This is a genomic window from Jatrophihabitans cynanchi (genome assembly GCF_027247405.1).
Classification (GTDB): domain Bacteria; phylum Actinomycetota; class Actinomycetes; order Mycobacteriales; family Jatrophihabitantaceae; genus Jatrophihabitans_B; species Jatrophihabitans_B cynanchi.
In genome coordinates, this window is the sequence record NZ_CP097463.1 from 868108 (window position 1) to 890304 (window position 22197).

Annotated in this window: 26 protein-coding genes and 1 pseudogene; 15 read left to right on the plus strand and 12 right to left on the minus strand. The window is 68.5% G+C overall.

Annotated features, from left to right (window positions below):
- Window positions 1-124: 124 nt before the first annotated feature.
- Window positions 125-1144 (minus strand): NADP-dependent oxidoreductase, encoded by a 1020-nt coding sequence (locus M6B22_RS04210; RefSeq protein ID WP_269444526.1) that lies wholly within the window; start codon window positions 1142-1144, stop codon window positions 125-127.
- Window positions 1145-1154: 10 nt separating this feature from the next.
- Entirely contained in the window at window positions 1155-1592 is a 438-nt protein-coding gene (locus tag M6B22_RS04215; protein WP_269444527.1) for a MarR family winged helix-turn-helix transcriptional regulator, read from the minus strand.
- Between the two features lie 83 nt (window positions 1593-1675).
- On the opposite strand from M6B22_RS04215, the gene M6B22_RS04220 reads away from it, so the two are divergent.
- On the plus strand, window positions 1676-2071 hold the full coding sequence (locus tag M6B22_RS04220) for a hypothetical protein (protein WP_269444528.1): 396 nt from the start codon (window positions 1676-1678) through the stop codon (window positions 2069-2071).
- Window positions 2072-2106: 35 nt separating this feature from the next.
- Here M6B22_RS04220 and M6B22_RS04225 read toward each other — a convergent pair whose 3' ends face one another.
- Window positions 2107-2970, minus strand: a complete 864-nt coding sequence (locus M6B22_RS04225) for an LLM class flavin-dependent oxidoreductase (protein WP_269444529.1) — start codon at window positions 2968-2970, stop codon at window positions 2107-2109.
- A 163-nt stretch (window positions 2971-3133) separates the two neighbouring features.
- Between M6B22_RS04225 and M6B22_RS04230 the strand changes: the two genes are divergently transcribed.
- The 3 genes from M6B22_RS04230 (at window position 3134) to M6B22_RS04240 (ending at window position 6245) form a co-directional block, all read left to right on the plus strand.
- Window positions 3134-5113 (plus strand): chloride channel protein, encoded by a 1980-nt coding sequence (locus tag M6B22_RS04230; protein WP_269444530.1) that lies wholly within the window; start codon window positions 3134-3136, stop codon window positions 5111-5113.
- A 106-nt stretch (window positions 5114-5219) separates the two neighbouring features.
- A complete protein-coding gene (locus M6B22_RS04235; protein WP_269444531.1) occupies window positions 5220-5780 on the plus strand; it encodes a dihydrofolate reductase family protein in 561 nt (186 codons plus the stop codon).
- Window positions 5781-5807: 27 nt separating this feature from the next.
- Window positions 5808-6245 carry a VOC family protein gene (locus M6B22_RS04240; RefSeq protein WP_269444532.1) on the plus strand — a complete coding sequence of 146 codons (438 nt, stop codon included), beginning with the start codon at window positions 5808-5810 and terminating at the stop codon, window positions 6243-6245.
- Between the two features lie 75 nt (window positions 6246-6320).
- Here M6B22_RS04240 and M6B22_RS04245 read toward each other — a convergent pair whose 3' ends face one another.
- The 3 genes from M6B22_RS04245 to M6B22_RS22085 are packed head-to-tail and all read right to left on the minus strand — an operon-like array spanning window position 6321 to window position 7968.
- Entirely contained in the window at window positions 6321-6557 is a 237-nt protein-coding gene (locus M6B22_RS04245) for a hypothetical protein (protein ID WP_269444533.1), read from the minus strand.
- 47 nt (window positions 6558-6604) lie between these two features.
- Window positions 6605-7738, minus strand: a complete 1134-nt coding sequence (locus M6B22_RS04250) for a glycosyltransferase family 4 protein (RefSeq protein ID WP_269444534.1) — start codon at window positions 7736-7738, stop codon at window positions 6605-6607.
- Window positions 7735-7968 carry an RGCVC family protein gene (locus M6B22_RS22085; RefSeq protein ID WP_407935589.1) on the minus strand — a complete coding sequence of 78 codons (234 nt, stop codon included), beginning with the start codon at window positions 7966-7968 and terminating at the stop codon, window positions 7735-7737. Before M6B22_RS22085 ends, M6B22_RS04250 begins: the two co-directional genes overlap by 4 nt.
- Window positions 7969-8333: 365 nt before the next feature.
- Between M6B22_RS22085 and M6B22_RS04255 the strand changes: the two genes are divergently transcribed.
- From M6B22_RS04255 to M6B22_RS04265, 3 genes are all read left to right on the plus strand, one after another.
- Window positions 8334-8867, plus strand: a complete 534-nt coding sequence (locus tag M6B22_RS04255) for a dihydrofolate reductase family protein (protein ID WP_269444535.1) — start codon at window positions 8334-8336, stop codon at window positions 8865-8867.
- A gap of 120 nt (window positions 8868-8987) precedes the next feature.
- Window positions 8988-9719 (plus strand): DinB family protein, encoded by a 732-nt coding sequence (locus tag M6B22_RS04260; protein WP_269444536.1) that lies wholly within the window; start codon window positions 8988-8990, stop codon window positions 9717-9719.
- Between the two features lie 142 nt (window positions 9720-9861).
- Entirely contained in the window at window positions 9862-10521 is a 660-nt protein-coding gene (locus M6B22_RS04265) for a Type 1 glutamine amidotransferase-like domain-containing protein (RefSeq protein WP_269444537.1), read from the plus strand.
- 75 nt (window positions 10522-10596) lie between these two features.
- On the opposite strand, the gene M6B22_RS04270 is transcribed toward M6B22_RS04265, so the two are convergent.
- Window positions 10597-11841 carry an RNA polymerase sigma factor gene (locus M6B22_RS04270; RefSeq protein WP_269444538.1) on the minus strand — a complete coding sequence of 415 codons (1245 nt, stop codon included), beginning with the start codon at window positions 11839-11841 and terminating at the stop codon, window positions 10597-10599.
- A complete protein-coding gene (locus M6B22_RS04275) occupies window positions 11834-12196 on the minus strand; it encodes a YciI family protein (protein ID WP_407935640.1) in 363 nt (120 codons plus the stop codon). The genes M6B22_RS04270 and M6B22_RS04275 overlap by 8 nt, the downstream gene beginning before the upstream one ends.
- Window positions 12197-12441: 245 nt before the next feature.
- Here M6B22_RS04275 and M6B22_RS04280 point away from each other — a divergent pair, with 245 nt between their 5' ends.
- The 5 genes from M6B22_RS04280 (at window position 12442) to M6B22_RS04300 (ending at window position 15631) form a co-directional block, all read left to right on the plus strand.
- Window positions 12442-13083 carry a class I SAM-dependent methyltransferase gene (locus tag M6B22_RS04280; protein ID WP_269444540.1) on the plus strand — a complete coding sequence of 214 codons (642 nt, stop codon included), beginning with the start codon at window positions 12442-12444 and terminating at the stop codon, window positions 13081-13083.
- Window positions 13084-13140: 57 nt separating this feature from the next.
- Complete coding sequence (locus tag M6B22_RS04285; RefSeq protein ID WP_269444541.1) at window positions 13141-14112, plus strand: DNA polymerase domain-containing protein; 972 nt, start codon at window positions 13141-13143, stop codon at window positions 14110-14112.
- Window positions 14113-14177: 65 nt separating this feature from the next.
- The gene (locus tag M6B22_RS04290; RefSeq protein ID WP_269444542.1) at window positions 14178-14516 is read left to right on the plus strand and encodes an ArsR/SmtB family transcription factor; all 339 of its coding nucleotides are present in this window, start codon (window positions 14178-14180) and stop codon (window positions 14514-14516) included.
- 1 nt (window position 14517) lies between these two features.
- A complete protein-coding gene (locus M6B22_RS04295; RefSeq protein WP_269444543.1) occupies window positions 14518-15165 on the plus strand; it encodes a dihydrofolate reductase family protein in 648 nt (215 codons plus the stop codon).
- Between the two features lie 4 nt (window positions 15166-15169).
- The gene (locus tag M6B22_RS04300) at window positions 15170-15631 is read left to right on the plus strand and encodes an SRPBCC domain-containing protein (RefSeq protein WP_269444544.1); all 462 of its coding nucleotides are present in this window, start codon (window positions 15170-15172) and stop codon (window positions 15629-15631) included.
- Between the two features lie 115 nt (window positions 15632-15746).
- Here M6B22_RS04300 and M6B22_RS04305 read toward each other — a convergent pair whose 3' ends face one another.
- Complete coding sequence (locus M6B22_RS04305; protein WP_269444545.1) at window positions 15747-17327, minus strand: bifunctional NAD(P)/FAD-dependent oxidoreductase/class I SAM-dependent methyltransferase; 1581 nt, start codon at window positions 17325-17327, stop codon at window positions 15747-15749.
- Window positions 17328-17386: 59 nt separating this feature from the next.
- Between M6B22_RS04305 and M6B22_RS04310 the strand changes: the two genes are divergently transcribed.
- Window positions 17387-17962 carry a helix-turn-helix domain-containing protein gene (locus M6B22_RS04310; protein WP_269444546.1) on the plus strand — a complete coding sequence of 192 codons (576 nt, stop codon included), beginning with the start codon at window positions 17387-17389 and terminating at the stop codon, window positions 17960-17962.
- Between the two features lie 42 nt (window positions 17963-18004).
- On the opposite strand, the pseudogene M6B22_RS04315 reads toward M6B22_RS04310, so the two are convergent.
- Window positions 18005-18472, minus strand: a pseudogene (locus M6B22_RS04315) (class I SAM-dependent methyltransferase); the annotation flags it as partial.
- A gap of 400 nt (window positions 18473-18872) precedes the next feature.
- On the opposite strand from M6B22_RS04315, the gene M6B22_RS04320 reads away from it, so the two are divergent.
- A complete protein-coding gene (locus tag M6B22_RS04320; RefSeq protein ID WP_269444548.1) occupies window positions 18873-19442 on the plus strand; it encodes a hypothetical protein in 570 nt (189 codons plus the stop codon).
- Window positions 19443-19709: 267 nt separating this feature from the next.
- Complete coding sequence (locus M6B22_RS04325; RefSeq protein ID WP_269444549.1) at window positions 19710-19964, plus strand: Smr/MutS family protein; 255 nt, start codon at window positions 19710-19712, stop codon at window positions 19962-19964.
- Window positions 19965-20025: 61 nt separating this feature from the next.
- Here the strand turns inward: M6B22_RS04325 and M6B22_RS04330 are convergent, their stop codons facing one another.
- The gene (locus M6B22_RS04330) at window positions 20026-20931 is read right to left on the minus strand and encodes an NAD-dependent epimerase/dehydratase family protein (RefSeq protein ID WP_269444550.1); all 906 of its coding nucleotides are present in this window, start codon (window positions 20929-20931) and stop codon (window positions 20026-20028) included.
- A gap of 557 nt (window positions 20932-21488) precedes the next feature.
- The gene (locus tag M6B22_RS04335) at window positions 21489-21926 is read right to left on the minus strand and encodes a hypothetical protein (protein WP_269444551.1); all 438 of its coding nucleotides are present in this window, start codon (window positions 21924-21926) and stop codon (window positions 21489-21491) included.
- Between the last annotated feature and the right edge of the window lie 271 nt (window positions 21927-22197).

The following is a 22197-nucleotide window of genomic DNA, read 5'->3' on the forward strand; positions in this document are numbered from 1 at the left end:
CCACCACCGCGCCGGGGCGCCGGCGGCGGGCCGGCGTAGAGCGCGATCCAGATGGCCGCGGTCGCGGGGGGCCGCGTTCAGCTACTTCACGCCGAAGCGAGCGTCAGTAACGGACCGTGCCCGCTCAGCCCGGGTCGGGCGCCAGGCGCACGATCATCTTGCCGGTGTTCGCGCCCCGCAGCATGCCGATGAACGCCGACACCGCGTCGTCGAGTCCCTGCACGACGGTCTCGCGAGCGACGAGCCCGTCGTACAGGGCCGGCCGGACCATCGCGTCGAACTCGTCCTGCAGGTCGGCGTTGTCGTAGACGAGGAACCCGCGCAGGGTCAGTCGCCTGCCGGTGAGCAGGCTCATGTTGCGCGGACCCGCCGGCCTCTCGGTGGCGTTGTAGCCCGAGATCGAACCGCAGATCGCCGCGCGGCCGAACACGTTCATCGCACCGATGGCGGCCTCGAGGTGCTCGCCGCCGACGTTGTCGAAGTACACGTCGATGCCCTCGGGAGCCGCCTCGGCGAGCTGCGCGGACACCGGCCCGTCGTGGTAGTCGAACGCCGCGTCGAAGCCCAGGTCGTCGAGCAGGTGACGCACCTTCTCCGGTGATCCGGCGCTGCCGATCACCCGCGGGGAACCCTGCAGCTTCGCCAACTGGCCGGCCATGCTGCCCACGGCCCCGGCCGCTCCGGAGACGAACACCGTGTCCTTCGGGCTGAACGCCGCGATGCGGAACAGCCCGACGTAGGCGGTCAGTCCGGTCATCCCGAGCGCACCCAGGTAGAGCGAGGACGGCAGGCCCGGCAGCGGCGCGACGGGGCGGAACTCGCCGGCGCCGAGCAGCGCGTGTTCGCGCCATCCCGCGTTGTGCACCACCAGCGTGCCGGCAGCGACCGCGGGATCGGCCGACGCGATCACCTCGCCGACGGCTCCGCCCTGCGCCGGCTCGTCCAGCCGCCAGGGCGGGGCGTAGGACGGCACGTCGTTCATCCGCCCACGCATGTACGGGTCGACGGACATGACGAGATTGCGAACCAGCACCTGCCCCGGTCCCGGGTCGTCGAGTTCGACGTGCACCAGCCGGAAGTCGTCCTGGGTGGGCTCGCCGTGCGGGCGCGCCGCGAGCTGGATCTGTCGCGTCGGGGTGGGCATGGCCCCGAGCCTAGGCACCCAATCCGGAACGCAGAGTGAGCTTGCCGAGGATCCTCAGCAGGGTACGGCGCTCCGACTCACTGAGCGGGGCGAGGAAGCGGTCCTGGATGTCGGCAACCACAGCATCGAGGCGGGCCAACTCCTTGCGGCCGCTGGCGGTCAGCGCGACGATGTTGCGCCGGGCGTCCTGCGGATCTCGCTGCCGGGTGACGAAGCCACGCGATGCCAGCTCGTTGACGGCGGCGACCACGTCAGACGCATCGATTCCGGTCCGCCTGCTCAGCTCGGCCTGCGAGGCAACGCCCTGGTCGGCCAGCGACGCCAGCAGCCGCGACAGGTACCCGCTGGATCCGGCCGCGGCGAACGCCTCGACGCGGATCGCCTGAGCCCGCGCATGAGCACGCGACAAGAGCCACGTGGGCGCTCGATCGATCCGGCTTCCTGGCACCGACCGAGCCTAGCGCATTCGTTGGCGCAACCCACGAATATCCGGTATCGTTGGCGAGACCAACGATTACCTGGAGGCGCACGATGACCACATCATTCGGCCCGCAACTGATCGGCGAGACCGAGAAGACGCTGCAGGCGCTGCTGCGCCGGTCGCTGGACGGGACCGGACTCGACGAGCGGCTCTGGGTCGCGCTGCGCGTGGCCGACCAGCCGGACGGTCGCGCCCTGCGGGCCCGGCTCGCCGACCGCGCCCAGTTCGCCGATGCCGAGCAGCTGGTCGCCGGCCTCGAACAGCGCCGGCTCGTCGCCGACGACTCCCCCACCGCCGCCGGGCGGGCGATGCTCGAACGCGTCCTGGCCAGATCGGCGGAGTTGAGCGGCCCGATCTGGGACGACCTCGACGATGCCGACGCCGCAGCCCGGGCCCTGACGCAGGTGCTCGCACGGGCACGAGCCGCACTGGGGCAGACCGCATAGCGCCGGCCGGGTTCTGTCGTGCTCGCGGCGCAGGCTCAGCTGCCGCGGAACTCGCGCAGCGCCTCGCCGGCGGACTCGATCGACCCGACGGTGATCGGGTCGAGGACGAGCTGCAGGTGCGCGGCCCCGGCGCCGGCCATCGCGTGCAGGTGCTCGGCGAGTCCTGCGACAGGGACGGGCCGGACGGCGCGGTCGTTGTAGGTCTCACCCATCAGCCGCCCCGTCCCGCCCGGCAGCTGCACCAGCACTGCGGCTGTCGCCTCCACCTCGCCCGGAGCGCGCCCCGCCTGCCCGGCCGCGTCCTCGACCCGTGCGCGTACCGCTGTGAATCCCTCGGCGTCGTTGCCGTAGTCGCTCCACCAGACATTCCAGCAGTCCACGTGCGGGAGCCCGATCCGCATCATGCGCGGGCTGACCGAACCCAGCATGAGCGGCGGTCCGCCCGGGCGCACCGGCCTCGGGTCCAGCACGCAATCGACGACCTCGTAGTACCTGCCGCGGAAGTCGCTCCGCCCGCTGCGAACGAGTTCGCGGATGATCGTGAACGCCTCTTCGAAACGCGAGACCCGTTTGTCGTAGGCGAATCCGAAAGCCGTGTACTCCCGCTCGTTCCAACCGGCACCGAGTCCGAGGATCAGGCGTCCACCAGAGATCGCGTCGACCGTGGCGGCGAGCTTCGCGAGCATGGCCGGCGCATGGAAGCTCGTCGACGCGACGAGCGGGCCGAGCTCGACCCGCTCGGTCACCGACGCCAGTGCCGCGAGGGCGGTCCACACCTCCCACGGCCCGCGCACCTCACCGTCTGGAAGGTCGTAGAGCAGATGATCGCCCAGCCAGATCGAGTCGAACCCGGCCCCTTCGGCCGCCTGAGCCATGGCGACCATCTCGCGCCACGGCACCGCACGCTCTACTTCAGGTAGCTGAACTCCGACACGGCAGGGCATCGCCCGAACCTAGTACGCGACCCGGCCGGCCGGCGCCGGACGCGACGCTATGTCGTGGCTCACTAGCTCGTGACCCGATACGTCGGCGTGGCACGCAGGCGGATAGCGTCTGCCAGATGTGACGATCTCCCGCGCCCAGCGGCTCTCCCTGCGTCCCCGGATCGATGTCAAGGTCAGCGGTGAGACCACCGCGGGACGCATGTGGCTGCTCTCCGCGGTCGCGGTCGTCCTGGGCCTGGTCGGCGGCGGCGCCTCGGTCGGGCTGTTCAAGCTCATCGGGCTGATCACCCACCTGACCCTGCTGCACGACGTCGGCACGTCGCTGCCCAGCCTGCGCGGCTACCACCCGGACGGCTGGGTCGTGCTCACGGCGCTCGCCGGGGCGCTGTTCGTGTCGCTGCTCGCGATGTGGTCGCCGGTGATCCGCGGGCACGGGATTCCCGAGTCGCTGGAGGCCATCCTGGTGCGCGACAGCCGGATCCGGCCGCGAGCCGCGATCGCCAAGCCGCTCTCGGCCGCGATCACGATCGGCACCGGCGGCCCGTTCGGCGCGGAGGGACCGATCATCGTCACCGGCGGTTCGATCGGGTCGCTGATCGGCCAGGTGCTGTCGGTCTCACCGGCCGAGCGGAAGATCATGCTGGCGACCGGGGCCGCGGCCGGGATGTCCGCGACGTTCAACGCGCCGATCGCGTCCGTCATCCTGGCCATCGAGCTGGTGCTCTTCGAGCGGTCGCTGCGCACCGTCGTGCCGTTGTCGATCGCCTGCGGCATCGCGGCCGCGATCCACGTGGTCGCCTTCGAGTCGACCCCGCTGTTCGCCATGAACGCCGACCTGCACGTCGGGCTCGCGCACCTGCCGCTGTTCGCCGTGCTCGGGCTGGCGTCCGGAGTGATGGCGGTGGTGCTCAACAAGGGCCTGTTCGCGATGGAGGCCGCCTTCCGCCGGCTGCCGGTGAACATCTTCTGGTGGCCGCTGATCGGTGCCCTGGGCTTCTCGCTGATCGGGTTGTTCGAGCCGCGGACGCTGTCGATGGGCTACTCCGCGATCAGCGACACCCTGAACGGGCGGTTCACGCTGGCCGCGCTCGGCACCCTGTTCGCCGCGAAGTTGATCTCGTGGTGGATCTCGCTCGGCTCGCAGACCTCCGGCGGCACGCTGGCGCCGATGTTCCTGGTCGGCGCGACCATGGGCGCCCTTCTCGGACACGGCGCGAACGCGCTGTTCCCCGGCCTGCACGTGTCGCCGGCCGCGTTCGCGCTCGTCGCGATGGCGGCCACGTTCGGCGCGGCCACCAGGGCGCTACTCGCCTCGGTCGTCTTCGCCGCCGAGGTCACCGGCGAATTCCACATGGTCGTCCCGATGCTCATCGGCGTCGCGTTCGCCGAACTGGTCGCCGAGGTGTTCCTCACCGACCGGCTGATGACCGAGAAGCTCTCCCATCGCGGGTTCCGGGTCGATTTCCGCACCGAGGTCGGGGCACTGCGGATGCGCCTGGCCCACCACGTGATGCGGCCCGCGGTCTGCGTGCCCGCCGACGCGAGCATCGAGGACGTCCGCAGGACCATGGCGGCCGAAGGGCTTGCCGTCATCGCAGTCGTCGACGACCAGCAGCACTACCTCGGCCTGATCACCGCGGCCGACTTGGACGAGGCCAGCGAGGCCGATGGGACCGACGAGTCCGACCGGACCGACCGGCCCGCGACGGCCGCCGCCGTCGCCGCACACACGGTCCGCCCGATCAGCCACTCGGACTACCTGTCCTCCGCGCTCACTCACCTCACCGTCCATGGCCTCGAGAGCCTGCCCGTGGTCGACAACCGTGTCGTCGTCGGCCAACTCGACCGCGCCGACATCGTCGCCGAACATCACCGTCACGTGACCGCGCTGGAAACCCGCCAGGCCGGCTGGATACACACGCTGCAGCACCGGCCGCGCACGTTGCGCCGCCGGCGCGGCCTCGCCCGGCGGACGATCCCGACGCGGCCGCCGGCAGCGAACGATCACCGGCCCGAGCAACCCGACGACACCTTGCGCCGCTTGCGAGCAGCCGCGGGCGATACGCGCCGCCGCCCGTCCGGCACCCGCACCGAATAGGGCGTTCCTCCTCGCGCCGGCCCGCGATGTCGTCCGGGTACGGCAGCATAGGAACCCGAGGTGGCGCTGACCTCCTACTGGCGGATCGATCCGAGGAGCTGGAGCCGTGCTGTTCTATTCGATGGGCGTGTCCGTGGACGGCTATATCGCCGACCGGGACGGCACGTTCGACTGGTCGGCCCCGGACGACGAGCTGTTCGGTTTCCACCTGGCTCGGGTACGCGAGCTCGGAAGCATCCTGTGCGGTCGCAAGCTCTACCAGACCATGCTGGTGTGGGAGACCGACCCGTCGCTGCGGGACGGCGAGCTCGGGGCCGAGTTCGCCGACGTGTGGTCCGCCCTGCCGAAGGTCGTGTTCAGCCGCACGCTCGACGCCGTTCAGGGCAACGCCCGGCTCGCGCAGTCGTCGCTCGCCGAGGAGGTCGCCGCGGCGGTCGCCATGACCGACAAGGACATCGAGGTCGGTGGCGCCGGCCTGGGCAGCGCGGCATTCGAGCTCGGCCTGGTCGACGAGCTGCGCATCTTTCGCCATCCGGTCGTCGTCGGTGGGGGCACCCCCCTGCTGCCACCGGTCACCCACACCGTCGCACTGGACCTGATCGAGACGCGCACGTTCGGCTCGCGGGTGATCTACGAGCGCTACCGAAGCCGCCGAGCACCCGCCTGAGCGCGCCGGGCTCGATACCGTGCACCTATGCCCATCAGACTCGAGAACGTCGGCATCGCCGTCCGCGACCTGGACGCGGCGATCGCCTTCTTCACCGACCTCGGACTGACCGTCCTCGGTCGTGACACGGTCAGTGGTGAGTGGACCGATACCGCCGTCGGCCTCGACGGCAACCACGCCAAGATCGCCATGCTCGAAACGCCGGACGGCGGCGGCCGCCTCGAGCTGTTCGAGTACATCCACCCCGACGCGATCGAGACCGAACCGACCCGGCCGAACGAGATCGGCATGCACCGCGTCGCGTTCTCCGTCGAGGACATCGACGAGGCACTCGAGATCGCAGCCAGACACGGCTGCCATCCGCTGCGCGGCGTCGCGACCTACGAGGACGTGTACAAGCTCAGCTACGTGCGCGGCCCCAGCGGCATCATCGTGATGCTGGCGCAGCGCCTGAAGCAAGCCTGACCGTCCCGCGGGAGGTATGGCTACGCGCACGTTCGCACTGCCCGCCGCACTGCTCGTGGTGTGCCTTGGCGTGCGTCAGCTGACGTGGAACTGGTACTTCCCGCCGCGGGAGACCGCGTCCGCGTACGCGACCATCTCCGCGTCGGACAGGCTGACACCGATTCGCCGGAGCGCAAGGATGGCCAGCGGCCTGATGTCCTCCGCGGGCTTGCCGGTGTGCTTGTCGCGCAACTCCGCGTCGACCTCGTTCAGCCGCGTGGAGGCCTGAGCGAAGATCGACTGCCCGCCGCCGACGTTCATGTTGAAGACCATCTGTCCAGCATCGCACGGCGTAGCGCCGTGGGTACGAGGCCCGAGCCCTAGGCCGGAGCGGGGGTCTCGGCGCGCACCCCGCGCGGGGCGGGCAGTCGCAGCGGTGGCGAGGGGAGCCGGATGATCGCCTCGAGCTCGCGTTCGAGGTGCGGTGCGGACCGATGCCCGTGGCGGCTGAGCAGTTCGAGCAGGGCGTCCACGGACTGGCCGACGGTGAACCGGCCGGTAGCCGTACTTCGCAGCGCCGCCGACATCGGTCCTCTGGCGACGGCGTCGCGGATGCCCCATGCGAGGGCCTCGGCGTTGTCCGGTTCGATCAGGATCACGCCACCGCAGTCGGTCTCGGGGAGCCCACCGTCGTCCGACGCAACGACCCAGCAGCCGGTGTGCTGGGCTTCGATGGCCACGATCCCGAAGGTCTCGTGCCAATACTGTCCGTTGGAGGGCATCACGACGATGTCGTGCTCGGCCATCAGCGATGACATGCTCGCCGGACTCTTGCGCGCCGGTGCGACGCCGAGGCCCGGATGCGCGGCCACGAGTTGCTCGATGACCTTGCCCTGCGGCTTGTCCGCGCCGGCCGTGGTGACCGTGAAGGTCAGCAGCGGGTCGTCCGCGATGACGTCCACGTGCAGCATCGACAGCAGGGTGTAGATGCCCTTCTCCGGGCTCAGCCGCCCGGCGTACAGGATCCGGGTCGACCCGCGTGGCGCGTCGTGGCGGTCCGCGAGGGCGAACGGTGACTCGGCGAAGGGATACACCACGTGGACCGAAGCGCTGTCGACCCGGAGATACTCCGACCACAGCCTGGCCGAGTACCGGCTCGTGGCGATCAGCACGCGATCCCGGACGCTCTCGATGGCGAGCGCGCGGTACTTCTCCCGGATCGGCGGCGGGTTGTGCAGTATCTGGAAGGACGGTTTGATCGTCGGAACGTGCGCGATGTCGTTGACGAAGACGACCGTGTCGGTCAGGCGACTGACGTCCGAGAGCTGCGCCACCGACAGGAATGGCACATCGGTGAACTGGTCCCGGCCGTCTGCGTGACCCAAGCCGACGGTCACCACCCGTGCCGGCACGCCGCGCCCGTTGAGTTCGCGTACCTGGCCGGTCGTGTAGTTCTCCGAGCCTCCGGTGCCCGCGGGTAGGACGTTGCCGGGCGACCAGACGAAGGAGATCACGCCAGCCGGCAGATGCAGTTCCGCCGTAGGGCGTGTGATTGGGTGGCCGCGCAGTACCGGCGCCCGACGGCGTCATGCCGAGCCGTTTCGTGCTCGCACACTGCGCAGCATTCCTTGTCAAGGACTGGGAGCGATGTGTCTTCCAACCGGATCTGGTCGGTAACCATGTATGCCTCTTCGTGGATCCGCAGGGGATCCAGCTCGTCGATCGCCGAGGGCGAAACCGGCATGGCGGCCGGCGTGCGACAGAGCCTCAGTACCACTGACACTACCTTGCCGGGCGGCGTTCGCGGCCAATACGGCCAGACTTCGCGCACGAGGCGGGGTGAGGAAGCAGTTGGCGAACGACCGGTCAGGACCGTTGCCGCGCCGCTGTCGAATCTCGGTAGCCGGACAGGACCGAGCGCTCGGCGGCAGCGCTCACGGCATCGGCGGCAGCGCTCGCCCGCGGTTCCGGCGGCCGGCTCGGGACGTGCAGCGCGCCGGCGATACGGCTCGCCCGTGGCAGGATCGGTGTGCCGAACGGCGATCGGCTGCCGACCTGTAGCGCGATCCCCACGGCTGCAGGAGTCGGCATCAACTGGGGGGCCGCACCATGCGGAAGATCGTTGTGTACGAACTGCTGTCACTTGACGGCGTGGCCGAGAACCCGGAGGAGTTCTTCGGCTGGGACGACGCGATGGATGCCAACCTCGCAGCACTGATCGCAACGCAGGACGCGGTGATCCTCGGCCGGCGCAGCTACGACGAGTGGGCTTCGTACTGGCCCGGCAGCGAGATCGAGCCGTTCGCGACGTTCATCAACGGCGTCGCCAAGTACGTCGCGAGCTCCACCCCGCTCGATCGGGAATGGGCCACCGCGAGCACCGTTGACGGCGACTTGATCGACTTCGCCCGCCGACTGAAGGACCAGCCAGGTGGTGACATCGGCGTTCACGCCAGTATCTCGGTAGCCCAGGCATTGCTCGCCGCGGACGTCGTCGATGAGCTCCGGCTCGTGGTCGCGCCGCGGATCGTCGGCAGCGGACGCAGGCTGCTCGACGGGCTACCGTCGCTTCGGCTCCGAGCAGTTCGCAGTTCGACGTCACCGAGCGGCCACCTCTTGGTCGACTACCGCCTGAACCGATGAGCGCAACGCGACCGCCCGGGTCCCATTTCACCGGTGCCAAGCGCCTCGGACGGCGCGGGCGAGTGAAGCTCTGCGCCGGCCCGCGGGCGCGCTGTCACCGATAGCGGTCATGATGGCGCAATGACGACTTATTCCCGCACCAAGGAGTTCGAGGCCGCCGCGTTCATCAGGGCGAGCTTCAAGGGCGCCACGTTCCGGTCCTGCGATGTCAGCGGTGTGACGATGCGAAGCGTCGACGTGGGCGGACTGGACATCGACAGCCACGACCTGTTCTTCGGCAGCCTGTTCGTCAACGGCGTCGATGTGGTGCCGCTCGTGGATGCCGAGCTGAACCGCCGGTTCCCGGGTCGCGAGCTGCAGAAGTCGCAGACACCCGAGGGCCTGCGCCAGGGTTGGGTCGCGGTGCAGGCCGCGTGGGAGACGACCGTGGCGGACACGCCACCGGAGCTGGTGGACGCCCACGTCGAGGACGAATGGTCCTTGGCCCAGACGCTGCGGCACCTCGTCCTGGCGACCGACGCCTGGCTGCGCGGCGGGATCTTGCGGATGCAGCAGCCGTTCCACGACATCGGCCAGATCTTCACCGGGGCGGCCGAGATGGGCTTCGACATGTCGATCTTCCGGGTGGACCCACCAGGCTACGAGGAGATCCTCGCGGTGCGTGCCGACCGGCAGCGGCTCGTGACCGACTTCCTGGCGACGGCCACCCCGGAACTGCTCGCCGAGGAACGCGACGACCCGTGGGGCGGCGATGACTGGCGCCCGAGCGTCGGTGACTGCATCCGCGTCATCCTGGAGGAGGAGTGGGCACACCTGCGCTACATCCGGCGAGATCTCGCGCTGTTGCGTTGAGCCAGAACGCGCCAGCCGCCGCACCGTCACGGGAAGGGTGACAGCGTGACCGCGAACGAAGCGTGCGTTCGCCGGCGCCACGTGAGCATACCTAGTCCGTTCGCCGGGCCCACTGCCGCTCGCACCTGATCCGGAGGAATTGGTGAAGCTTCTTCTCACTTCTGGCGGCGTCACGAATCCGAGCATCGCCGACGCACTGGTCGACCTGCTCGGCAAGCCGACCGCCGAGGCCGACGCACTGTGCATCCCGACCGCGCAGTGGGGCCACCCCCTGTGCGGACCGGTCTCGGCGCGGGGCTTCGTCAGCGGGCTGCCGCCTTGGGGTGGCCTGTCCTCGATGGAGTGGAAGACGCTGGGCCTGCTGGAGCTGACGGCCCTGCGCAGCATCGGCCAGGACCGCTGGGAGCCGTGGGTCCGCGAGGCCGACGTCCTGCTGGTCGACGGCGGCGACGCAACCTACTTGTGCCACTGGATGCGCGAATCCGGGCTGGCGAGTCTCCTGCCCGCACTGCCCGAGACGGTCTGGGTGGGAGTGAGCGCCGGCAGCATGGTGATGACTCCCCGTATCGGTGGCGCCTTCGTGGAGTGGCCCTCCGCACCGGACGACACGACGCTGGGCATCGTCGACTTCTCGATCTTTCCCCACCTCGACGTCTTCCCGACGAACAGCATGGACGAGGCGCAGCGCTGGGCCACCGAGATCGACGGCCCGGCCTACGTCATGGACGACCAGACGGCAATCAAGGTCGCTGACGGTACGGTCGAGGTCGTCTCCGAAGGGCGCTGGACGCAGTTCCCGTGACAGCCGGGGTTTCGCTCGCCCGGCAGCACTACGCGAGTCAGCCAACTGGCGGCGGTAGCGATGAAGGCGCGGAGCCTAGACCAGCTCAGCGCGTTTTCGGTTCAGGTAGGAGCGTTCGGCTGTGTTGCCGGTTGCTGCGATCGCCGCGTCGTAGGCGTCGCGTGCCTCGGCGCTGCGGCCGAGTCTGGCCAGAAGGTCAGCGCGGACGGCGTGGAACGCGTGGTATCCGGTGAGTGGCAGCCGGTCGATCAACGCGAGGGCGACCTCGGGGCCGTCGAGCTCGGCAACTGCGACAGCACGGTTGAGTACCACGATCGGCGACGGATCGAACCGGGTCAGCTGGTCGTAGAGCGCGATGACTTGCCGCCAGTCGCTGTCCGACGCGGTGCGGGCGTCGGTGTGGACGGCGTTGATCGCGGCGAGGATCTGGTAGCGGCCGGGCCTGTTGGTCCTCAGGCATTCCCGGACCAGGTCGTGACCTTCGGCGATCAGCGCGCGGTTCCAGCTGCCGCGGTCCTGCTCGTCGAGCGGGACGAGTTGCCCGTTCCGTACGCGGGCTTCGCGGCGCGCTTCGGTGAGTACCTGGAGCGCGAGCAGTCCGGTCACCTCCGGTTCGCGAGGGAGTAGCCCGCGCAGCACGCGGGTGAGCCGGATCGCCTCGCCGGTCAGCTCGGCGCGAACCGGGTCGCCGTCACCGGTGGCGAGGTAGCCCTCGTTGAAGACGAGGAACAGCACAGTCAGTACGCCGTCGAGCCGGGTGGGGAGATCCGCGGACTCCGGCACGCGGTAGGGCACGTTTGCCGCGGCGATCTTCTTCTTTGCCCGGGTGATTCGTTGCGCCATCGTGGTCTCGGGAACGAAGAAGGCATTCGCGATCTCAGCCACGGTCAACCCACCGAGAAGGCGCAGCGTCAACGCGATCCGCGCCTCCGGTGCGAGCGCGGGATGGCAGCAGGTGAACACCAGCCGTAGCCGGTCGTCCTCGACCGGTCCGGCGGGCTCGTCGTGCGTGTTGTCGTAGACCATGAGGGCTGCCTGATGCTTTGCCTCGCGTTGCCGATCGCGGCGGATCCGGTCGATCGCACGATTGCCCGCTGTGGTGGTTAGCCAGCCGCCGGGGTTGGGCGGCACGCCGGATTCCGGCCACTTCTCCAGTGCAACGACGAGCGCCTCGCCCGCCGCCTCCTCGGCGGTGTCGATGTCGCCGAATCGGCGGACGAGCGAGGCGATCAGGCGACCGTATTCCGCACGGAAGACGCGCTCGACTGCCGCCGTGTCCCGCTGCGGCGGCCCTGTCGTGGGTCGGATGCGCTCAGGCAAGACCGTCGAAGGGACGGACCTCGACCTTGCCCCGGCACGCGCGGGAGCCCTCGGCTGCCAGGCTGAGTGCCACGTCGAGGTCGGGTGCGTCGATGACCCAGAAACCGCCAAGCGCCTCCTTGGTCTCGAGGTACGGGCCGTCGGTCATCACCGGTGTCTGCCCCTGGCCGTCGACGACGGTCGCCGTCCCGGCCGGCGCCAGCCCGCCCGCGAATACCCAGTAGCCCTGCGCACGCAGCTTGTCGTTGAAGGCGCCGGTGGCGGCGAACGCCTCCTCCATCTCCTCCTTCGAGGCGTAGCTGCCGAACTCGTTCCTCTCGACAGGGCCGTGAACAGCCAGCAGGTAGTGCGTCATGTCAGTTCTCCTCATGTGCGAGCGGCCCCGATGACCGCCGTCCACACTCACCACGAACAGCATCGCGCCGATACGACAACCTGCCACAACAATCCTGCGACCCGGTGCTCATCGGCAACGACCCAGCGGCAGACATTGCTCGACCCGTCTGGTCGAAACCGCCGGCCGCCGTTCGTAGCAGGGTAGGACCGTCAAACCTGGGCAACCTGCACATCGGTGGTAGCGCCGTGACTAGGGTCGAGTACATGCACGAACACCAGCGATTCGACGAGGCGGCCGCGACCTGGGACGACGACCCGGACCACGAGAAGCGGCAGGTGGCCGTGGCCCGGGCCATCAAGGAGGCCGTGCACCTCAGCCGGCGGATGACCGCTCTTGACGTCGGCGGTGGTACCGGCCGGCTGAGCATATTGCTCGCCGACCAGGTCGCCTCCGTCGTCGTCACCGACCCGTCCGCGGGAATGGTGCAGGTTGCGCGGGAACGGATCGAGGCGGCCGGACTCGGTGACCGGGTGCGCGCTGTCCAGGCTGACCTGATGACAGATCGGCTCGATGGGATCTACGACGTGGTGTGGAGTTCCATGGCGTTGCATCACGTGCAGGACTTGGACAGGTTGTTGCGGTCCGTGGCGGGCCTGCTGGCCGACGGCGGCCGGCTGTGCATCGCGGACCTCGACGAGGATCCCGACGGCGCCTTCCACGCCGACAAGGCCGACTTCGACGGACATCACGGATTCGACAGGAAGCGCCTTGCCGAGCAGTTGACCCGCGCCGGGTTCGCCGACGTCAGCTTCGTCGACGCGACATCGGTCGTCAAGAACGGCCGCGAGTTCGGCATCTTTCTGTGCACGGCGACCAAGGAGCAGGAACCTAGCGGCGATCACTGACCCGACACGGCGGTCCGTGCGCAGATCGGACAGCTTGCTCCGGGAGAGGATGGTCCGGTGGCTACGAGTGAAACCCGTGACGGCGTCGCGCTCACCAACTTGGACGAGCAACTGTTCGAGGGCGCCGGAGCCACCAAGCGCGACCTCGTCGATTACCTCGACGCGCTCCACCCGCAGGTCATTGTTGCCCTCCGCGACCGGCCGTTGTCGGTCATCCGCGCGCTGCGCGGTCAGAAGCCGTTCATGCAGAAGAACGTGCCGAAGTACACGCCGGACTGGGTTGCCACCACGCCGGTATGGTCGGCAGCCTCGAAGCGGGAGATCACCTACGCGCTGTGCAACGACCGGCGGACCCTGTTGTGGTTCGCCAATCAGCGTGCCGTCGAGTTCCATCCGACCCTGTTCCGGGTTCCGGACACCGACGTCCCCACCCACCTCGTCCTCGACCTCGACCCGCCCGAGGGCGGTGACTTTCGCTCGGTGATCGCCGTGGCCGACCTGGTCCGCCAGGCGCTGGCCGACGTCGGCCTGGCCGGCGCGGTGAAGACCAGCGGGTCCAAGGGCGTGCACGTATTCGTCCCGGTGACCGAGGCGGACACCGAGCAGGTCGCCCTGGCCACGCGCGCGCTGGCGGTCCGGGCCGAGGCACTCGACCCGACCCTCGCCACGACCGCCTTCATCAAGGACGATCGCGAGGGGAAGGTCTTCCTCGACTCCACCCGCGTCGGCGGCGCCAGCGTCGCCGCCGTGTACAGCCCGCGGCTGCGGCCGGGCACGCCGGTGTCCTTTCCCGTCGCATGGTCAGCTCTCGCCGACGTGACCCCGGCCGACTTCACCGTGCGCACGGTGCCCACCCTGATCGGTGACGCGGACCCGTGGACGGCGCTGTTGCCCGCACCCCAACCGGTGCCCGCCGAGCTCGTCGAGCAAGGCCGCACCATCCCCGCCGCCCGCGCGCAAGCGCTGCACGAACGGCTGCGGCGAAACCACCGCGGAGAAGGCGTCGACGTGGCTGGATCGCAGTCATGATCACCGTCTGATTGCCCGACGCAGCAGGCTTGACAGGCGTGTGCCCTACCGCGATAGTTAGGTATGTGCCTAAGTTTCATGCCGAGCTCGATGCCGTGTTGCGCGCGCTCGCCGATCCGACGCGCCGCGCCGTCGTGGAGCGATTGGTGAAGTCGCCGGCAGTCGTGTCCGAACTCGCGGCACCGTTCGCAATGGCACTGCCGTCGCTCATGCAGCACCTGCGCGTTCTCGAGGACGCTGGGATCGTCACGTCGGAGAAGCACGGGCGCGTTCGCACGGTGAGCCTGAAACCCGGCGGGCTCGACGTGCTGCAGCTCTGGCTCGGCGAGCAACGCACGTCCGCAGAACGCCAAGCCGACCGGCTCGGCATCCACCTGGTCCGCACCACACCGAAGGAAGACTGACATGACCCGCGTTCGACTCGATCTGTTCCTCTCGCTCGATGGCTATGCCGCGACCGCAGAACCGACTCCCGACAGTCCGATGGGCAAGGACTGGGAGCGGCTGACGGCCGCCTATGCCGCCACCCGCACGTTCCGCGAGCTCGTCTTCGGCGACACCAGTGGCGCCGGCACGACCGGCATCGACGACCGGTACGCCCGGGCGTCCTTCGAGGGCATCGGCTCGGAAATCATGGGTGCGGCGATGTTCGGCCTGCACTCGTTCCCCGACGATCCGGACTGGAAGGGCTGGTGGGGCGACCGGCCGCCGTTCCACACCCCGGTCTACGTGCTCACCCACACCGCGCCCCGCCCGTCGATCCCGATGGAGGGGGGAACGACGTTCCACTTCCGCAACGCCGCCAGCAAAGAGGTGCTCGCCGAGGCGGGCGAGGCCGCCGGCGGCAACGACGTCCGCGTCGGTGGCGGGATCGGCACCGCGCGTGACTTCCTGCTCGCCGGGCTGGTCGATCAGTTGCACGTGATGATCGCCCCGATCATCCTGGGCAGGGGAACCCGGCTGTGGGACGACCTGGACGGCCTCGAGCTGACCCACACAGTGACGTCCGAGGTGGCCGAAAGCGGCACCATCCACGTCAACTTCACGCGGTAGCGCCATGACCATCACACGCCGGCTCGCTCGCGCCGGATTCACCCTGACCCGCGACTACCCCGTTACCGTCGAGCGCGTCTGGGACGCGTTCGCCGAGGGAGAGCAGAAGCTGCAATGGTTCGGCGACGGCGACTCCTTCGAACGCGATGAGTGGGCGTTCGACTTCCGGGTCGGAGGACGCGACATAGCCGAGGCGACTTTCCACAACGGGCCGGTGTCGCGGTTCGAGGCCACCTACACCGACATCGTCGAGCACGTGCGCATCGTCAACACCTACGACATGTGGCTCGACGGCGTGCACATGTCGACATCGGTGGCGTCGTTCGAGTTCGAGCCGATCGACCAGGGCACCCGCCTCACGCACATCGAGCACGGTGTCTTCTTCGACCAGTTCTGGGCCGACGGTCCGAACCGGGAGGCCGGCAGTCGGGGCATCCTCGAGACGCTGGGCAAGTATCTCGCGTAGATCAGTACCGTGTCCGCCGAGGCGGGCATCACACGATTCTCGTCAACCGTCCTGCGGACGAGGTCTTCGCCTTTGCGCGAACGCGAAGGATGACCCGCGGGCGTTCGACGCGTACTCAGCGTCGGGTCGCGCGCAGTACGACGTCCTCCACGTGGTGCGCGGTCGTGGCGGCGCCCGGTGGACGTTCGCGCTTCTCGTAGACGTCGACGGTCCATCCTGATGAAGAGCGCAGGACCTCGGCGACGTCCTCGACGCGCACGTAGGCATCGGGATCGAAGGGGCGGCCGTGCGCCGGATCCACCGTTTGGCGCATCGGCTCGATGTCGTGGCTGACGACGAGCAGCGTGCCGCCGGGCGCCACCGCCGCGAGCAGGTTGTGCACGCCGCTGCCGTCCGGTGTGCGTGGGATCGATGCGTACTGCGCCGACACCAGGCCGAACGCGCGCCCGCCGTAGGGCTGCCAGTCGTTCGCGTTCGCGAGCAGACACTCGACGCTCACCTCGCGCTGCCGTGCGCCCACTGCCACTCGATCCAAGGCACGCTGCGAGACGTCGCTCGCGGTCACGGTCCAGCCCTGTGCAGCCAGCCAGATCGCGTCCCCGCCTTCCCCAGCGCCGACGTCCAGCGCGGTGCCCGGACATAGTCCGTTGATCTCATTCACCAGCGAGCCGTTCGGGTTGCCACTCCAGAGCGGCTCATCGCGGTAGCGGTCGTCCCAGTCCAGCGCGTTCGCCGACGGCCGAGCCGCCACACGCATGTCCTCTTCGGCGAGGCTGAAGCCGATCATCGAGCCGATCCGGCTTCCCTCAGCAGCGGCCTGCAGCACCTGATTGGCGGGGTCGGCAACGTTGCCCGCCGCGTACACACCCTGCACGGAGGTCTGCCCCGCCGCGTCCGTCTCGATGCGGTCGCCCGCTCCGCTCGGATGTGCGACCGGCCGCAGGCCGAGTGATGCGAAGGCATCAACACGCGCGGTGAACCGCGGGCCGATCGCGATCACGTCCGCGTCGATGACGGTGCCGTCGGCGAGCTCGACGCCGGCGACGTGACCTGCTGCATCCTCGACGACGCGTCGCACCGTTCCCTCGACGACATCGACATCGCTCGCGCGCAGCGCAGCGACGTCGGCGTCGTCGACGCCCGCGTCGGGTTGCACGACCACGGTGAACCGGTGGGTGAGCTGGCGAAACAGTGCTGCCGGGTGCAGCCCACCGGCGTGCACTGCGAGCAGCACGATCCGCCGATCGCGCACCTCGTAGCCGTGACAGAACGGGCAGTGGATGACGTCGCGTCCCCAGTGCTCGGCGAGTCCCACGATGCGAGGGAGCTCGTCGACGAGACCGGTGGCAGCGAGCACACGCCGGGCGATCACCGCGTGACCGCCCTCGAGTCGGACCTCGAACCGTCCGTCGTCGAGGCGGCGCACATCGCTCGCTCGTCCGGTCAGCACTTCGCCGCCGTAGCTGCGCACTTCTTCGCGCCCTGCGTCGATCAGTTCGCCGGGTGCGGTGCCGTCCCGGCCGAGGAAGCTGTGCATGAGGGCGGCCGGCGCGTTCCTCGGCTCACCCGCGTCGACGACGATGACCGAGCGGCGCTGGCGGCCCAGCTGCAGGGCCGCGGCAAGGCCTGCTGCCGAGCCGCCGATAACGCACACGTCGCAGTGCCGCCGGACGGGCCGATCGTGTCGATCACTCATGGCCGCGACGGTACGACCGCGACACTCGATATCGCAACTCGCTTTGCTATATTCGCAAGATGTCGAGCAAGAGCGCAACGGACGATGTCGAGCAGGTCGTCCGAACCCGGCTGCGCAGTCTGCGCACGACGCTCGGCCTGTCCCTCGAGGAGTTGTCCAAGCGCACCAACGTCAGCGCGTCCACGATCAGTCGCATCGAAACGGGACATCGCACCATCAGCCTCGACGTGCTCGTCCCGCTGGCCAGGGCGCTGCAGGTCGACCTGGATGCCCTGCTCGACGTCAGCGGCGACGACGATGTCGTCATCCGCCCGAGTCCGAGCCGAAGCGGCAAACGCACCACGTGGATGCTGAGTCGGCCGACCGGTAGCACGATCGCGGTCAAGACGCGGCTCGAGCCCAGACGGCAGACCGATGAGCTACGCGTGCATCCGGGTCACGACTGGTTCTTCGTGCTGTCCGGGCGGGTCCGGCTGCGGCTCGGCGACCGCGACATCATCGTCGAGACGGGTGAGGCCGCCGAGTTCAACACGATGACCCCGCACGCCGTGTCACCCGAAGGCGCACCTGCCGAGATCATCCAGATCTTCAACCGCGACGGCTTGCACGCCCACGTCCACAGGCAACCCGGCTAGCAACCAGAGCAGGGATCGTCCGAGGACGCGCTACCCGTCGCGGCGCGTCCCGTCACCGACATGAAAGCCAACGAGCAACGGACATCCCGGGTGCAGCACCCGATGGAACTGCGCGAACACTGCGGGCAAAACGTGATCCGGCACGTGGATCACCGACCAGAACGCGAGTACTCCCGCGACGGAGTCGTCGGCCAGGTCGAGGTCGGTCATCGTCCCCACCTCGAAGTCGAGGTCTGGGTAGTCGCGCCTCGCGATAGCGATCATGCCGGGCGAAAGATCGATGCCGAATGCGTCTACGCCAAGTTGGTGGAGGTAATCGGTGACGTAGCCCGGACCGCAGCCGACGTCGGCCACCCGACCGCCACCAGCATCACGCACCAACTCGGCGAACAACGCCAGGCTTGCGCGCAAGTAAGGACTCTCCTCGAGCAGGCCGCGCACCTTGTCGGCGTAACCGGAGGCGTCGGTGTCGTACGAGGTTCGCGTGTCAGACAGCCAGTTGTCGGTCATCGCAGAACACACTAGAGCGCTCGGAACGACTTGTCGTCGGACGGCGGCACGGAGCGATCATGTGCCGCGAGGCGACGACCTCCGACTCGATGGCCGTGCCGCTGAGCGACCATTTCAGCGACGAATCGCATGCTTCTGCGAAGTGCCGACCGGTCGATCCCGCGCATGCTGTCGGACCCCGTCGGGCGAACAGATAGCTTGTGCGCTGCCGATAGCTGAGCTCGGCATCAAGATCCTCGCTGACTTCCGTGGCCAGTTGAATGTCGCTTGTCGGCGTCGACGACGTGGAGGAGGACTGCCACGAGGGCAGCGGCCTGACGATGTTTTGATCAACTACTTGCGTGAATCGAGCGGCCGCGGGATCGTGACATCCGATCTGATCGCCCGTCAAGGAGTTCCGATGGCCGACACCGACAGCACCGCGGGACAGCACTCGAGCCGCGAGGGTCGAGAGACCGAGCCTCGCCAGCTCGAGCAGCTCCACGTCATCGGCGCCACGGCCCGGCATTACGCCGAGCAACTCTCCACCCAAGCGCGGGCAGGTGACCCCTGCATCGACAAGATCCTCGCCTACAAGGACGCGGACGCCGCGTATCACGACGCGGTACACATGAGCTGGGAAGCGCGGCTCATGCACACCGTCTTCTACAACCAGCAGCGCTACGACATCCAGGTCCGCAGTCACGCCATCTTGCCGTCGGAAGTCGAACAGGCCGATCGTGCGATCGCGGAGGATCAGAAGCACATCGACCGGGCTGACAAGTTGACACGCGAATACGACGCGCAGGCGGGTGCAGCGCGCGTCGCCCGGCACAAGGCCATCGAGGCGTTGAAGGAGTGCCGGAAGCACCATCCTTACGAACACGAATGCGGGGAACGCGGCGGTCCGGGCATCCGCCGTCCTGATGGCAAGTGCGCCGCGTGGGCCGACCTGGAAGGCGGCCCGGAGGTCGTGCTCGGCGGGGACTGAGCGGGCTGCAAGGCACGCCCCTGAACGCGCTGCCCGATCGTTACTTGGTCTTCTCTATCGCCGCACTTCTGGCTGATCGGCGACTTTCCCGTCGTCGGCAAGCTGGTCGACGGCGTGGCCGGCTACGGCGGCAAGCTCAAGGGCCAACTCGTTGTCTCCGCCGCGCCAGTCGGCGATCGTGGGTCTACGAGATGAATCCGTCTTGTGCGCTCAAGGACCGTCGTCCCATGCGAACCGTCTCGGCGTCGCCAGGTGCACGATGAGCCTGTGAAGCTGAAGCTGGACCTGCACGACATCTACAACCGTGGCGACGAAATCGAGCGCGCGCTTCACGCGATCATCGATGAGGCGGTCACCAAGAAGGCGCCGCTCGTCGAGATCATCACCGGTAAGGGGTCCGGCCAGCTCAAGAAGCGGGTCCTGCGCTTCCTCGACCGCAACGACATCAAGGCCGTCTATCACCGGGTCGAGAAGGACTCCGACAACTTCGGACGCGTCTTCGTCCACTTCCGCTGGAAGTAGGTCGCTGCGCGGGCCGCCCGACTGCGGCCAAGGTGCGGCGGCGGACGGTGGTACCCATGGTTCAGCCGTGGCCAGCGCCAGGGTCACTGAGCACCTCGCGCCAGGAGTGACGCGGGGCGAAGCCAAGCAGGTCGCGGGCCTTGTCGATCGCGTAGAAGGTCTCGTCGCGAGCCAACTTCCGGCGTACCTCCACGCCGTTGTAGAAGCGGTCCTGGATTTCCTGAGTCGTCGCAGCCACGGACATGTCGGCGTTCGCGACGTTGAAGACCTCGTAACCCAGTCCATCGGTCTGCAGGCATCGTTGCACCAGCTGCCCAAGGTCACGGACGTCGATGTAGGCGAACAGGTTGCGGCGCCGTAGCGACGGGTCAGCGAGGAAGGCAGGGAACTTCTGCGCGTACTTGTGGGGCTCGATGACGTTGTTGATCCGCAAGCCGTACACGTCCGCCCCGGTCCGCGCCTGGAACGAGCGCGCTGTCACCTCGCCGGCAACCTTCGACATCGCGTAGGCATCCTCAGGAACCGTCGGATGATTCTCATCGACCGGCACGTAGAGCGGGCGCCGCTCGCCCTGAGCGAAACAGATCCCGTAGGTGGTCTCCGAGGACGCGAACACGATCTTGCGCACCCCCAGCCGGGTCGCGGCCTCGAGCACGTTGAAGGTGCTGAGCACGTTCGTCGCGTACGTCGCTGCGTCGGACCTCAGCAGGATCGCCGGTACCGCGGCGAAGTGCACCACAGCGTCGTAGCTCGGCTTCGACGGTAGATCCAGCTCCTCGAAGGTCGCTAGCCCGGCGAGCGCCGAGTAGGTCTCCCCTGCGTCGGTGAGGTCGACGCGAAGATCAGCGACCCCTGGGTGCCGCATCGGGACGAGGTCGGCGTTCGTGACCTGGTGGCCTTGCTCGGCGAGATACGGCGCAACGTGCCTGCCGGCCTTCCCGCTGCCACCGGTGAAGAAGATGCGCATACGTACCTTCCTACCGCGAAGGCGTGCGGCGAGTCCCACCGGCCAGGCGTTTGACAGCGATCCCAGAGACCGTCGCGAGGCCGACCAAGCCGGGAACCGACGATCGTGATGCAATCGCCGAACTCACCCCGACTCGCCGATAGGCGGTCGCACGCCTACCTGTCGTTATCGCGCAGTCCGCAAGATGATGTCGGCCGCACAGATGGATCGGTCCGATCGCAGTGTCATGCCGAAAGGTCGCGCACATCCCGTTGATCTTGACCGGCGCTCGGCGAAGTGACCTAGCCTTGCTCGGTGGACTACGTGGCGTGTCCAGACGACAGCGCACACCTGAAGGTGGATCTGGAGACGCACGTTGCCGGGCAGCCGCTGATCCTTACGTGTACTACATGCGGTCGCGTATTCCGGCTCGACCGCGACGGCGTCCGAGAGATCCCTCCGGGCGAGGACTCGAAGTGAACTGGTGGCGGACGACGTGCCCAGTGCCACGGACAGGTAGGCATGTGGTTCGCATGGCCTGTGCCACTGCCGGGCGCGCAGGGTCCGACCCGCACTGCCTAGGGCAGTGCGCGCCAGAATCGCCGGACACGACCCGGTGATTTGGGTGGCTGCCCGCCACCGTAGTGAAACGGATCGCCGTCATCGCCGACCCCGAACACCGCCATGTTTGACGGCAACGGCCCGCCCGTGAGCAGTGGCCGCGGGTCGACACCGTGTTCCATGGCGCGCCGGACGAGGTGGCCCCGGGCCTGCTCGTCGCGGTAGCCGGGGTGCAGCACGCTGCCGCTGACGACCTCGTCCCGCGGGTCGCAAGTGCCGCCGCCGATCTCATCCCGAACGCGGGCGCTGTACCGCTCGAACTCGCGCTCGAACTCCGCCTCACTGTCGTAGGCGGCGACGACGACCTCTCGACGCTCACGCCGCGTGCAGTCGAACCGCCGGTGGTAAATGACCCAACGCCAAATCGTGTCGTCGTCTGGATCAACCTCGGCCACGCCCCAACGCTAGACGCCGAGGCAAGGCCGATCGGCGAACAGCGATTGCACTTCAGACGCACCCGAAGGCGGCGTACTCCTCTGTCGTGGCAACGCGCCGACGGGATCTGCTGCACGGATAGGTGACATCTTGACCTGTCACCCGTTCGTGCAGCAGACCCATCCGCCGCAATGCGCGTTCACGTGAACGCGATCCTGAACGTGTCGAGTCGCGCAAGAACCGTCGATATGCGTACTCGCCCGTGCACACGGACCTGCCCAGATGGATCGA